Origin of the sequence: Mesorhizobium sp. B2-8-3, from assembly GCF_006440815.1 — a bacterium.
GTDB lineage: Bacteria > Pseudomonadota > Alphaproteobacteria > Rhizobiales > Rhizobiaceae > Mesorhizobium.
Genome location: NZ_VFTW01000003.1, coordinates 108,910 through 121,178, shown reverse-complemented (window position 1 = coordinate 121,178; position 12,269 = coordinate 108,910). Strand labels below are relative to the sequence as shown.

Below are 12,269 nucleotides of genomic sequence, written 5' to 3'. Positions count from 1 at the left end.
GTCGTGCCGCCCTTTGCCTCGATATGGCAAGGGATACTTACTCTTCATCTGATTTATGAAAAGTTTTCCGACGGCTTCTCTGATCAAAGGACCGGGATATCGCCCCTCGCCCAGCCCTCGGTGATCTCCGCCGCCCGCGTCTCAAAAGCCTGCGCCTCGATGGCCGCCCGGATGTCCTGCATCAGCCTCTGATAATAGGACAGGTTGTTCCAGGTCAGCAGCATGGCGCCGAGCGCTTCCTGCGAGCGCACCAGGTGATGCAGGTAGGCGCGCGAATAGTCGCGCGCGGCCGGGCAGTCGCTTTCTTCGTCGAGCGGCCGCGGATCGTCGGCATGGCGGGCGTTCCTGAGATTGACCTTGCCGCGCCGCGTGTAGGCAAGGCCATGGCGGCCGGCGCGGGTCGGCATCACGCAGTCGAACATGTCGATGCCGCGCGCCACCGATTTCAGGATATCGTCCGGCGTGCCGACGCCCATCAGGTAGCGTGGCTTGTCGGCCGGCAGTTCCGGGCAGGTGATGTCGAGCATCTCCAGCATCACTGACTGCGGCTCGCCGACCGCCAGCCCGCCGACGGCGTAGCCTTTGAGGTCCATCTCCTTCAGGGCTTGAGCGGAGCGCACACGCAAGGCCGCGCTGTCGCCGCCCTGGACGATGCCGAACATCGCCTTGCCCGGCTGGTCGCCGAACGCCGCCTTGCAGCGCTCTGCCCAGCGCAGCGACAATTCCATGGCGCGCTCGATCTCCTCGGGCTTGGCCGGCAGCGCCGTGCATTCGTCGAGCTGCATCTGGATGTCGGAATCCAGCAGTCCCTGGATCTCGATCGATCGCTCCGGCGACATCTCGTAGGGCGCGCCGTCGATATGCGAGCGGAAGGTGACGCCCTGTTCGGTCAGTTTCCTGAGCTTCGACAGCGACATGACCTGGAAGCCGCCGCTGTCGGTCAGGATCGGATGCGGCCAGCGCGCGAACTCGTGCAGCCCGCCAAGCCGGGCCACGCGCTCGGCGCCCGGCCGCAGCATCAGATGGTAGGTATTGCCGAGGATGATGTCGGCGCCGACCCCGCGCACCTGGTCCATATACATGGTCTTGACGGTGCCGCCGGTGCCGACCGGCATGAAGGCCGGCGTGCGGATCTCGCCGCGCGGCATCGAGACCAGGCCGCGCCGCGCCTTGCCGTCGGTGGCGATGAGATGGAAGGCAAAAGTGTCTGTCATTGCTTGTAATGTGAACGATATATTCTTGGTGTGCCAACGCCTGGCAATGCCAGCCTTGGGAAGTTTCGGATCAGTTTTCCAGCGAGTCCGTAGGCCAAGCAGATCGCTTCTTTCGCATCGGTATCCAAAAGATGCTCAGCACGAGTTCTTCGTGCCAACGCTCTCCGAAAAATCCTCATTTCATGATCTGGACCCTTCTCGTGCGCAAGATTATTACGTACCGAATGCAGATGCTGCAGGCGCTCGAATATAGCTTTGTCCACTAATCCAAGCTTGCCGAATGTGGCTAGAGTTCCACCGAAACCTACCTTCGCGGGTCTCTTACCATGTGTTTCGACGACATCCGTGATGATGCGCTCTAAAAATGCGTCTGCCGAAATGACCGCGGCTGCATACAGCTCAAAAATGTATGACGACATACAATCTCTGAGCAGGCGATGATCTTCGTCCTCCAAAAGAAGATTGTCAGTGTATGGAAGATCTTCCATACACCATTCCGCGCGAGAGCGCATTTCGTCCCAGGTCAGAAGCAATTCTTTCCCAATGTAATATTCACCAGGCGATCGCGGGAAAGCATCCCATTCGCCAAACAAAGTTTTATCAACGAACCTTATCTCAGCCACCGTTGTCCCCCCGGTAAAGCAGGCTGGCGTCGCCATAGGAATAGAACCTGTAACGGTTCTCGATGGCATGCGCATAGGCCGAGCGCATCGTCTCCAGCCCGCTGAAGGCCGAGACCAGCATGAACAGCGTCGAGCGCGGCAGATGGAAATTGGTCATCAGCATGTCGGCCGTGCGGAAGCGATAGCCGGGCGTGATGAAGATGTCGGTCGGACCGGACCAGGGCTCGATCCTGCCGTCATCGCGCGCTGCGCTCTCAAGCAAGCGCAGCGACGTCGTGCCGACGCAGACGATCCGCCCTCCCCGCGTCTTGGCCGCGTTGAGCGCCGCCGCCGTTTCCGGGCTCACCGAGCCGGTCTCGGCATGCATCTTGTGGTCGGCCGTGTCGTCGGCCTTCACCGGTAAAAAAGTGCCGGCGCCGACATGAAGCGTGACGAAGCGGCGCTCGATGCCCTTGGCGTCCAGCGCCGCAAACAGCTCCGGCGTGAAATGCAGGCCGGCGGTGGGGGCAGCGACCGCGCCCTCTTCCCGGGCATAGATGGTCTGGTAGTCAGCGCGGTCGCGCTCGTCGTCGTCGCGCTTCGAGGCGATATAAGGCGGCAGCGGAATATGGCCGACGGCGTGCAGCGCCTCGTCGAGGAACGGCCCGGAAAGGTCGAAACCGAGCAGCGCCTCGCCCGCCTCGCCCTTTTCGAGCACCGTGGCGTCGAGCTGGCCGAGGAAGCAGGAATTGCCGTCATGGCCGAAATGGATGCGGTCGCCGGCGGCGATGCGCTTGCCCGGCCGCATGAAGGCTTGCCAGCGGTCCGGCGCCACCCGCATGTGCAGCGTCGCCTCGACCTGCGCCACCGCCTCGCCGCGCCTGCGCATGCCCTTCAGCTGTGCCGGGATGACCTTGGTGTCGTTGAACACCAGCACGTCGCCTTCGCGAAGCAGCGACGGCAATTCGCCGACAAGGCGGTCTTGCGGCGTCTCGCCCGGTTTGATGACCAGGAGCCTGGCGCTGTCGCGCGGCTCAGCCGGGCGAAGCGCGATGCGCTCTTCCGGCAGGTCGAAGTCGAACAGGTCGACGCGCATCAGTAGAGCCGGATGAGCAGCGCCCCGGCAAGCAAGAGCACAGCGCCGGCGACACGCCCAAGCGAGATTTCGCGCACCGCCACGCCAAGGAAGCCGGCGCGGTCTATCAGCATGCCGGCGATCAGCTGGCCGGCGACCAGGAAGGCCATCAGCGCCGCGGCGCCGATACGTGGCGTGAGGATCGTCGACAACGTCACATAGAAGCCGCCGAGCATACCGCCGGCGACGAACAGCCATGGCGCCGGCGCCTTCCAGTCGAGCTCGATGCCCTGCAGCCTCACCACCGAGATGGAGATGATGCCAAGCACGATGGCGCCGGACAGGAAGGAGAACGCCGCGGCGGCCACCGGAAGGCCGAGGCCGCGCGCCAATTGCGAATTGATCGGCGCCTGGATGGCGATGAAGGCGCCGGACAGGATGCCAAGCAGGGACCAGACAGCGCCCATCATCGTTCCGCCCTTACTTGACGTCTGCCGCGACTTTCAGCGAGACGATCTTGTCGGGATCCTGCACAGGCTCGCCGCGCTTGATCTTGTCAACATTCTCCATGCCTTCGATGACCTGGCCCCACACCGTGTACTGGCGGTTGAGGAAGGCGGCATCGTCGAAGCAGATGAAGAACTGCGAATTCGCCGAATTCGGGTTCTGGGCTCTGGCCATCGAGCAGGCGCCGCGTCCGTGATTGGCGTTGGAGAATTCGGCCTTGAGATCCGGCTTGTCGGAGCCGCCCATGCCCGCGCGCGACGGCGCATAGGTGGGCTTGCTCGAATTGCCGAACTTGACGTCGCCGGTCTGCGCCATGAAGCCGTCGATGACGCGGTGAAACACCACGCCGTCATAGGCGCCTTCGCGCGCCAGCTCCTTGATGCGGGCAACATGGCCGGGCGCCAGCTCGGGATACATTTCGATGACGACCTGTCCCTTGGTCGTTTCCATGATGAGCGCGTTGTCGCGGTCCTTGATCTCAGCCATGTCACAAAATCCTTTTGAAAATGAGGAGGTTATTTGCCGTCGGCGGCGATGCGGACCTTGATCATGCGGTCGGGGTCGGTGACCGTTCCGTTGTCGGCCTCGTCGCCCTTCTTTATCTTGTCGACGAGGTCCATGCCGCCGACGACCTTGCCGACGATGGTGTACTGGCCGTCGAGGTTCGGCGCCGGCGCGAACATGATGAAGAATTGCGAGTTCGCCGAATTCGGATCCTGCGAGCGGGCCATGCCGATCACGCCGCGCGTGAACTGCTCGCTCTGCGAGAACTCGGCCGGCAGGTCGGGAAGATCGGAACCGCCGGTGCCGACGGCTTCGGGGTTGAAGCCCTTCTTCATATTGCCGAATTTGACATCGCCGGTCTGCGCCATGAAGCCGTCGATGACGCGATGGAAGGCGACGTTGTCATAGGCGCCGTCGCGCACCAGCTTCTTGATCTGCGCGACGTGCTTGGGCGCCAGGTCGGGACGCAACGCGATGGTCACGTCGCCGTCCTTCAGCGTGATGATCATGGTGTTTTCCTTGTCGGCGGCGACGGCCGGCATGGATGCCGTGAAAAGGCCGGCAAGCACGACGAGGAACGAAGCGAGCTTCTTCAGCTGCATAGGAATCTCCGGGAAGCCTATTTGGTGAACTTGGCGGTGAGCGCGCCGGCGACGGCCGCTGGCACGAAAGGACGGATGTCGCCGCCCATCGACGCAATCTGGCGCACAAGTGTGGCGGTAATGGTGCGCACGGACGGGCTGGCGGGCAGAAAAACCGTCTGCAACTCCGGCGCCATCGTCTCGTTCATGCCCGCCATCTGCATTTCGTAATCGAGGTCGGTGCCGTCGCGCAGCCCCCGGATCATGATCGAGGCGCCGTGCTTGCGGGCCGCGTCGATGACAAGGCCGTCAAAGGAAACGACCTTGATGCGACCGCCGTCGCGGCCGAACTCGGCCTTGGTTGCCGCCTCGATCAGCTCCACGCGTTCCTCGAAGGAAAACAACGGCTTCTTGCCCGGATGGGTGCCGATCGCCGCATAGACGGTGTCGGCCACCGCCAGCGAGGCCTTGAGCACGTCGAGATGGCCGTTGGTCAGCGGGTCGAAGGAGCCGGCATAAAGGGCGGTGCGTTCGGTCATGGCAGGCTTCTAGCGAGCCTCTCGAACAAAGGCAAATCCCATCGGTTGCCCGGCCGTGAACCTTTTCGCGCCGATGAACGACAGATGAATGCGACGATCACGAACATTTCACCCAGCGTTCACTAAGTTGCCGCTTCAAGGGGTGAAACCAAATCCCCATGTCATCGTTGTAAGTCCAGGAGAACACGCAAATGCTGATCTACATGCTTGCCACTGCAATGACCATCGTGATGCTGATCGCGACCGCATTTGGGTTGCATCAGGAAGCAGCGCGGGTGCGCGTCAAGGCCAACACCAAGCGGCTCGATGGTTTCGCCCATCGCAACGTTTATCGTCGCCACTGATCTCTACCATGACCGAGCCGGCCCAAAGGGCCTGTTAAGCCGGGTGAAAGCCTATTCGCTCCCGCCCATATCGTCGTCCGCGCCAGTCTCGCTCGAAGACACCTCCTCGACCTCATCGTCGGCCTGCGGCTCCGAAATCCGCTCCACCGACACGACCTTCTCGCCTTCGGCCGTGTTGAAGATCGTCACGCCCTTGGTGGCCCGGCTGGCAAAGCGTATGCCGTAGACCGGCACGCGGATGACCGTGCCGCCATCCGAAACCAGCATGATCTGATCGTCAGTGCCGACCGGGAAGGTCGCAACCAGCCGGCCGATCTCAGCTACCTTCGACACATCGGTGGCTCGGATGCCTTTGCCGCCGCGGCCCGTCAGCCGGAAATCGTAGGAAGACGAGCGCTTGCCGTAGCCATACTCGGTCACCGTCAGCACAAGTTTTTCATGCGCCTTAAGGAACTCGTAGCGCTCCTCGGAAAGCTCGGCTTCCTCGCCGATTTCCTCATTGGTGAGCGCAATTTCTTCCTCCTCGGCCGCGCCGCCGGCGGCAAGCCGGCGCTCGGCCGCGGCGCGCTTCAGATAGGCGGCGCGCTCGGCGGGCGACGCATCGACATTCTCGATGATGGACATCGAGATGATGCGGTCGGTCTCGGCCATGGTTATGCCGCGCACGCCGACGGAATTGCGGCTCTGGAAGACACGCACATCGGAGACGGGGAAACGAATGCACTGGCCGGAATTCGCCGTCAGAAGCACATCGTCATTGTCGGTGCAGGTCTCGACGCCGAGGATCTCGTCGCCCTCTTCCTCCAGCTTCATGGCGATCTTGCCGTTGCGGTTGACCTGGACGAAGTCGGACAGCTTGTTGCGGCGCACGGTGCCGCGTGTGGTCGCGAACATCACGTCGAGCTCGCCCCAGCTGGTTTCGTCCTCCGGCAGCGGCATGATCGTCGTGATGCGCTCGCCCTGCTCGAGCGGCAGCATGTTGATCAGCGCCTTGCCGCGCGATTGCGGGTTGCCGATCGGCAGCCGCCAGACCTTTTCCTTGTAGACGATGCCGCGCGAGGAGAAGAACAGCACCGGCGTGTGCGTGTTGGCGACGAACAGGCGGGTGACGAAATCCTCTTCCTTGGTCGACATGCCGGAGCGGCCCTTGCCGCCGCGGCGCTGCGCCCGGTAGAGCGAGAGCGGCACACGCTTGATGTAGCCGGAATGGCTGACGGTGACGACCATGTCCTCGCGCTGGATCAGGTCTTCGTCTTCCATATCCGAACCGCCGTCGGTCAGCTCGGTCCGGCGCGGTGTGCCGAACTCGTCACGGACCGCGACCAACTCATCCTTGACGATCTGCTGTATGCGCGCGCGCGACGACAAAATATCAAGGAAATCAACGATTTCAGCGCCGATCTGGTTCAATTCGTCGGCGATCTCGTCGCGGCCGAGCGCGGTCAGGCGCTGCAGGCGCAGGTCAAGGATGGCGCGCGCCTGTTCCTCGGACAGATTATAGGTTCCATCCTCGTTGATGCGGTGGCGCGGATCGTCGATCAGCTGGATCAGCGGAGCGACGTCGTGTGACGGCCAGCGCCGCTCCATCAACTGCTCGCGCGCCGTCTGCGGATCCGGCGCGGTGCGGATCAGCTTGATCACCTCGTCGATATTGGCCACGGCAATCGCCAGACCGACCAACACATGCGCCCGCTCGCGCGCTTTCCGCAGCAGATATTTGGTGCGGCGGCTGACGACTTCCTCGCGGAAGCCGACAAAGGCCTTCAGCATATCGATCAGCGTCAGCACTTCCGGCTTGCCGCCGTTGAGCGCCACCACATTGGCGCCGAACGAGGTCTGCAGCGGCGTGAAACGGTAGAGCTGGTTGAGGACAACGTCGGCCACGGCGTCGCGCTTCAACTCTATGACGACGCGGTAGCCCTGGCGGTCACTCTCGTCGCGGATGTCGGAAATGCCCTCGATGCGCTTGTCGCGCACCAACTCGGCCATCTTCTCGATCATCGAGGCCTTGTTCACCTGATAAGGAATCTCGGTGACCACGATAGATTCGCGGTCATTGCCGCGCTGCTCGATCTCGACGCGACCGCGCATGACGATCGAGCCGCGGCCCGTCGAATAGGCGTTGTAGATGCCCGAACGGCCAAGCACGATGCCGCCGGTCGGGAAATCCGGACCGGGCACGATCTCCATCAGCGCCGTCAGGTCGATCGCCGGATTGTCGATGAGAGCGATGGCGCCGTTGCAGACCTCGACGAGATTGTGCGGTGGAATGTTGGTGGCCATGCCGACGGCGATACCGCCGGAACCGTTGACCAGAAGGTTCGGGAAACGGGCCGGCAGCACCTTGGGCTCGCTGCCGGACGCATCGTAAGTATCCTGGAAATCGACAGTTTCCTTGTCGATGTCCTCCAAGAGCTCATGCGCGACCTTGGTCAGCCTGGACTCGGTGTAGCGCATCGCCGCCGGCGGATCGCCGTCGATCGAGCCGAAATTGCCCTGACCGTCGATCAGCGGCACGCGCAGCGACCAGTCCTGCGCCATGCGCACCAGGGCGTCATAGATGGAAGCGTCGCCATGCGGATGGTATTTGCCCATCACGTCGGCGACCGGGCGGGCCGACTTCACATATTTGCGGTTCCAGTGGTAGCCGCTCTCATGCGAGGCGTAGAGGATGCGGCGATGCACGGGCTTGAGGCCGTCGCGCACGTCGGGCAGCGCGCGGCTGACGATCACGCTCATGGCGTAATCGAGATAGGAGCGCTGCATCTCCTCGATGATCGAAATCGGCTCGATGCCGGTGGGGCCGCCGTCCGGCCCGCGCGGTGTCTTCTGGTCGGTCAAATCAGGTCACAATCCAGTCGGGAATCACTGCATGCTTATATAGGAAGCCTCGCCGAAACTCCAATGTCGGCCGGACTTTTCCAGAGACAATTTTGATGGTAATTTCAAATGGATACCGCTGATTGCGACGATATGGCCACAGTCGTTTTCGCCGTCGTGCGGCAAGGTCGGCGATGGATCGCAAAAACCGCAAGCGCAATGAACCTGGCCTCCTGGTTGCCTTTGCGGGGCGCTGAGCGGCTGGAGTGTCAGGGACCTCAACGGCGATCTGGCGGCCGGCATCACGCTGGCCGCGATCGCCATTCCCGAGCAGATGGTGACGGCACGCCTCGGCGGCTTTGCCAAGGACACGACGCCTTTCAGCGAATTCATCGGGGCGGATTTCCTGCGTCGGCGCATCGACCGCAACGCGGTTGCCAAGAACTTCGACAAGGCGATGAAGCAAGCGCTCGTTCTGGCCAAAGGTAAGGACGCGGATTACCTGCCGGGCTGGCGCGGCCCGACATCGGACTGACAATAAATCCGGCTGACAGCGACAGACCTCATCGGCCCGCGCGGCGGGCGCGATAGGCGCCGGGAGCTTCCCCCATCTCGCGCCGGAACCGGCGGTTGAAGGTCGACAGATCGTTGAAACCGGCGCCGAAAGCGATCGTCGAGATCGCGGCATTTGACGTGCGCAGTTGCACCGCGGCGCGGTGCAACCTTGTCCTCAGCAGGAACTGGTAGGGCGTCATGCCGGCAACGTACCGGAAAATGCGCAAGAAATGAAACGGGCTGGTCGCCGTGCCGTCGGCAAGCTCGGTCAGCGACAGCGGCCGTTCGGCATTGAGCTCGATCAGCCGCACCGCCTCGGCAACGCGTTTCTGGTCGCGACGGCTGGGTATCCGGGTAGGTCCGGAGGAGCCTGTCGCAGCCGCGGCAACCGCGCCGGCCATGCGCAGGCCGAGTTCCTCGAACGCTCCGTCGTCACCGGTTTCTCGCGCCGCCTCCGCCTCGGCCAGTAGCGGCGCCAGCGCCGGCAAGGGCGGCAGGCGCGGATCGGCGAAGCCCAGTCGCTTCGCGCCCGGCAGTTCGGCCACGACGCGCTCCAGATAGGCCGGCGAGAAATGGAAGGAGAGGCAGCGGTCGCCGGCGCCGTGCTCATGCCCGCATTCGTAGCAGGCGCCGGGATTGCCGAGCAGGATGGCGCCCGGCGCCAGCATTGCCGTGCCCTGGCTCGTGCGATAGCGGAACGTGCCCCTGGTCACCGCGGCGACGCAGAAGCTCCGATGCTCTTCCTCGAACGGCGTGTCGCCGGCGACTGCCGTGCAGATCACGTCGGACACCTGCCAGCCATGTCCGCAAGCCAGAGTTTTCTGCGCGGTGGTCATGGCTGAAGAATAGCAATTTTTCCCAAGCGAAGAACCCAGCCGTGCCGCTATTGCTCGCCCTCTCCTGACAAACAAGGCAGCAACAATGACCGATCCCTTTGCCGAGGCCCTGCACAGCGACGGCCCCACCCCGGATCTCGCCGAAAAGCTGAAGCTCTATGGCCGCTTCATCGGCGCCTGGACCTTCGACGCTACACGCATCCTCGAAGATGGCACCAGGCTCACCGGGCGCGGCGAGGTGCATTTCGGCTGGGTTCTCGAAGGCAGGGCCGTGCAGGACGTCTGGATCCTGCCCGCGCGCGACGCCGGCCCCTCCCCGTCGCTCGGGCCATGGACCTTCTACGGCACGACGTTGCGCGTCTACGATCCCGGTGCCGACGCCTGGCACATCTTCTGGAGCGATCCGCGCAACCAGTATTACAGCCGGCAGCTCGGCCGCGCCGAGGACGACACCATCGTCCAGGTCGGCGCCGACGGCACCGGCGCGTCGGTGCGCTGGAGCTTTTCGCGTATCACCGGGAACTCGTTTCGCTGGCTCGGCGAACGCTCGCATGACCGCGGCGCGACCTGGCGCATGGAGGTGGAATTCCTGGCCCGCCGCACGACTCCAGCCTGAGCGATCAACCAATTGCAATCATGGAGGAAACAATGCTTGATCATGTCTCGATCGGTGTCCGCAACGCCGGCGCTTCGAAACGCTTCTACGATGCCGCGCTCGAGCCGCTCGGTTATTCCTGTCTCAGCCAGTCGCCCGGTTCCCTCGGTTACGGCGCCCAAGCGGTCCAGCTTTGGGTGAACGACGCCGGGCGGCCGGTTCCGGCCGAAGCGGAGTCTGGCCTGCATTTCTGTTTCTCAGCGCCGACGCGCGCCAGCGTCGACGCCTTTCACGCCGCGGCATTGCATGAAGGCGGCAAGGACAACGGCGCGCCCGGGCTCCGGGCGGCCTATGGGGACAACTACTACGCCGCCTTCGTCATCGAGCCGGACGGCTACCGCCTGGAAGCCTTTTGCGGCAGGCCCGAATAGCCGGCTGTTTTCCCCTTCAGCGCTGTTTCCAGCGCCCGGGCTTTGCTCTACCAATTGCAGAGTCTGGGCTTCGCCCGGCGGGAGGGGACCAGCGATGCCGAGTTTCGACAGCCTGTTCAACGCCTTCGTCACCATCCTGGTGACCATCGACCCGCCGGGGCTGGCGCCGCTCTTCCTCGCCGTGACGCGCGGCATGAACCGCGAGGAGCGTCAGCAGGTCTCGGTGCGCGCTTCGGTGATCGGCTTCCTGGTCATGGCGCTGTTTGCGATCGCCGGCGCCTCGATCCTGTCGGTGTTCGGCATCACGCTGCCGGCCTTCCGCGTCGCCGGCGGTTTTCTCTTGTTCTTCATCGCCTTCGAGATGGTTTTCGAGCGCCGCCAGGACCGCAAGGAAAAGATCGGCGACGTCGCCATCACCAAGGACATGATCCACAACATCGCCGCCTTCCCGCTGGCGATCCCGCTGATCGCCGGCCCCGGCGCCATTTCGGCAACCGTGCTCTTGTCGGGACATTTCGAGGGCTTTGCCGCCCAGGCAGCGCTGGTCAGCATCATCTTCCTCTGTCTCGTCATCACCTATCTGGTGTTCGTGCTGTCGGAACGCATCGACCGCATCCTCGGCCAGACCGGCCGCTCGATCCTGACCAGGCTTCTGGGTGTCATCCTGGCGGCCTTGGCGGTGCAGTTCGTGGCCGACGGCGTCAGGGCGCTGATGGCCGCTTGAGCAGTACCCTACTGCCTACTGCCTACTGCCTACTGCCTACTGCCTACTGCCCTACTGCCCTACTGCCCTACTGCCGCCGTTTCGACCACTTCAAAATCATGCGTGATGGTCGCCGTCTTCGCCATCATGGCGCTGGCCGAGCAGTATTTCTCGATCGACAGGTCGATCGCGCGTTTCACCTTGTCGTGCGACAGGGCGCGGCCCTTGACGATGAAATGCATGTGGATGCGCGTGAACACTTTTGGATCGGCCTCGGCCCGGTCGGCGTCGAGCTCGACCACGCAATCCTCGACCGCCTCCCGGCCCTTCTCGAGGATGTGGACGACATCATAGGCCGAGCAGCCGCCGGTACCGATCAGCACCAGTTCCATCGGGCTCGGTCCGGGTGTCCGGCCTTCCGGCCCATTCGCCGTGCCCAGCACGACCTTGTGGCCGCTGCCGGATTCGCCGACGAAGGTCCGTTCCTCGACCCATTTGATGCGTGCTTTCACGTTGATCTTCCTTACGAGGTTCCTGCCGCCCTACTGTCCGAACACGACGGCATGCATGATCCGGCCGGGCAGCAGCGTGAAGATGCCGGCGCCGACCAGCGCGAACAGATAGAGCTTGATCATGGCGCCGCGATGCGCGGCCACCTTATGCGTGTGCGCATACCAAGCCGCCAGCGGCACGGTGACCAGCACCAGGATCGACAACAGATGGATCGGACTGAACGGGCCGATGAGCCGGATTTGCTGGATCCAGAAACTGGATATGGCGATGACCAGCATCAGCGTCACCCAGGCATAACCCATCACCCGGTGCCGCGTATTGCCCTTGGGCAGCGCCAGCTGGGCGCCGCCCACGGCGAGCGCGGCGAAGGCCGCGAATGCATGCCATGGAATGGGAGGAGGCGCCGACAGAAGCGGTCCGAGCGACATCGCGCCTTCCCCTCAGACGACC

Annotated in this window: 15 protein-coding genes and 1 pseudogene; 5 read left to right on the top strand and 11 right to left on the bottom strand. The window is 63.4% G+C overall.

Features of this window, described 5'->3' with window-relative positions:
- Positions 1-83 precede the first annotated feature (83 nt).
- From tgt to coaD, 7 genes are all read right to left on the bottom strand, one after another.
- On the bottom strand, positions 84-1,214 hold the full coding sequence (tgt, locus tag FJ418_RS05830) for a tRNA guanosine(34) transglycosylase Tgt (RefSeq protein WP_140864226.1): 1,131 nt from the start codon (positions 1,212-1,214) through the stop codon (positions 84-86).
- Positions 1,211-1,837 carry a hypothetical protein gene (locus FJ418_RS05825; protein ID WP_140864225.1) on the bottom strand — a complete coding sequence of 209 codons (627 nt, stop codon included), beginning with the start codon at positions 1,835-1,837 and terminating at the stop codon, positions 1,211-1,213. Before FJ418_RS05825 ends, tgt begins: the two co-directional genes overlap by 4 nt.
- Positions 1,830-2,912, bottom strand: a complete 1,083-nt coding sequence (gene queA / locus FJ418_RS05820) for a tRNA preQ1(34) S-adenosylmethionine ribosyltransferase-isomerase QueA (RefSeq protein ID WP_140864223.1) — start codon at positions 2,910-2,912, stop codon at positions 1,830-1,832. Before queA ends, FJ418_RS05825 begins: the two co-directional genes overlap by 8 nt.
- On the bottom strand, positions 2,912-3,361 hold the full coding sequence (locus FJ418_RS05815) for a DMT family transporter (protein ID WP_140642855.1): 450 nt from the start codon (positions 3,359-3,361) through the stop codon (positions 2,912-2,914). The genes queA and FJ418_RS05815 overlap by 1 nt, the downstream gene beginning before the upstream one ends.
- Positions 3,362-3,371: 10 nt before the next feature.
- Positions 3,372-3,884 (bottom strand): peptidylprolyl isomerase, encoded by a 513-nt coding sequence (locus FJ418_RS05810; protein ID WP_140864221.1) that lies wholly within the window; start codon positions 3,882-3,884, stop codon positions 3,372-3,374.
- Between the two features lie 29 nt (positions 3,885-3,913).
- Positions 3,914-4,444 carry a peptidylprolyl isomerase gene (locus FJ418_RS05805; protein WP_246672319.1) on the bottom strand — a complete coding sequence of 177 codons (531 nt, stop codon included), beginning with the start codon at positions 4,442-4,444 and terminating at the stop codon, positions 3,914-3,916.
- Positions 4,445-4,521: 77 nt separating this feature from the next.
- Positions 4,522-5,022: a pantetheine-phosphate adenylyltransferase gene (coaD, locus tag FJ418_RS05800; RefSeq protein WP_140642862.1), complete on the bottom strand. Its 501-nt coding sequence runs from the start codon at positions 5,020-5,022 to the stop codon at positions 4,522-4,524.
- A gap of 191 nt (positions 5,023-5,213) precedes the next feature.
- Here coaD and FJ418_RS05795 point away from each other — a divergent pair, with 191 nt between their 5' ends.
- Positions 5,214-5,366, top strand: coding sequence for a hypothetical protein (locus tag FJ418_RS05795; RefSeq protein WP_095765297.1), 153 nt, complete (start codon positions 5,214-5,216; stop codon positions 5,364-5,366).
- A 51-nt stretch (positions 5,367-5,417) separates the two neighbouring features.
- On the opposite strand, the gene gyrA is transcribed toward FJ418_RS05795, so the two are convergent.
- Entirely contained in the window at positions 5,418-8,207 is a 2,790-nt protein-coding gene (gene gyrA, locus FJ418_RS05790) for a DNA gyrase subunit A (protein ID WP_140864218.1), read from the bottom strand.
- A gap of 325 nt (positions 8,208-8,532) precedes the next feature.
- Between gyrA and FJ418_RS05785 the strand changes: the two are divergent.
- Positions 8,533-8,721, top strand: a pseudogene (locus FJ418_RS05785) (chromosome partitioning protein ParB); the annotation flags it as partial.
- A 28-nt stretch (positions 8,722-8,749) separates the two neighbouring features.
- Here the strand turns inward: FJ418_RS05785 and FJ418_RS05780 are convergent.
- Complete coding sequence (locus tag FJ418_RS05780) at positions 8,750-9,577, bottom strand: AraC family transcriptional regulator (protein WP_140864216.1); 828 nt, start codon at positions 9,575-9,577, stop codon at positions 8,750-8,752.
- An 85-nt stretch (positions 9,578-9,662) separates the two neighbouring features.
- Here FJ418_RS05780 and FJ418_RS05775 point away from each other — a divergent pair, with 85 nt between their 5' ends.
- The 3 genes from FJ418_RS05775 (at position 9,663) to FJ418_RS05765 (ending at position 11,327) form a co-directional block, all read left to right on the top strand.
- Positions 9,663-10,193 carry a hypothetical protein gene (locus tag FJ418_RS05775; protein ID WP_140864214.1) on the top strand — a complete coding sequence of 177 codons (531 nt, stop codon included), beginning with the start codon at positions 9,663-9,665 and terminating at the stop codon, positions 10,191-10,193.
- A 32-nt stretch (positions 10,194-10,225) separates the two neighbouring features.
- Positions 10,226-10,603, top strand: coding sequence for a VOC family protein (locus FJ418_RS05770; RefSeq protein WP_140864212.1), 378 nt, complete (start codon positions 10,226-10,228; stop codon positions 10,601-10,603).
- Positions 10,604-10,697: 94 nt separating this feature from the next.
- Positions 10,698-11,327 carry a MarC family protein gene (locus FJ418_RS05765; RefSeq protein WP_140642873.1) on the top strand — a complete coding sequence of 210 codons (630 nt, stop codon included), beginning with the start codon at positions 10,698-10,700 and terminating at the stop codon, positions 11,325-11,327.
- A 59-nt stretch (positions 11,328-11,386) separates the two neighbouring features.
- On the opposite strand, the gene FJ418_RS05760 is transcribed toward FJ418_RS05765, so the two are convergent.
- Positions 11,387-11,818 carry an OsmC family protein gene (locus tag FJ418_RS05760; protein WP_140864211.1) on the bottom strand — a complete coding sequence of 144 codons (432 nt, stop codon included), beginning with the start codon at positions 11,816-11,818 and terminating at the stop codon, positions 11,387-11,389.
- A 30-nt stretch (positions 11,819-11,848) separates the two neighbouring features.
- On the bottom strand, positions 11,849-12,247 hold the full coding sequence (locus FJ418_RS05755; protein ID WP_140708701.1) for a DUF2306 domain-containing protein: 399 nt from the start codon (positions 12,245-12,247) through the stop codon (positions 11,849-11,851).
- Between the last annotated feature and the right edge of the window lie 22 nt (positions 12,248-12,269).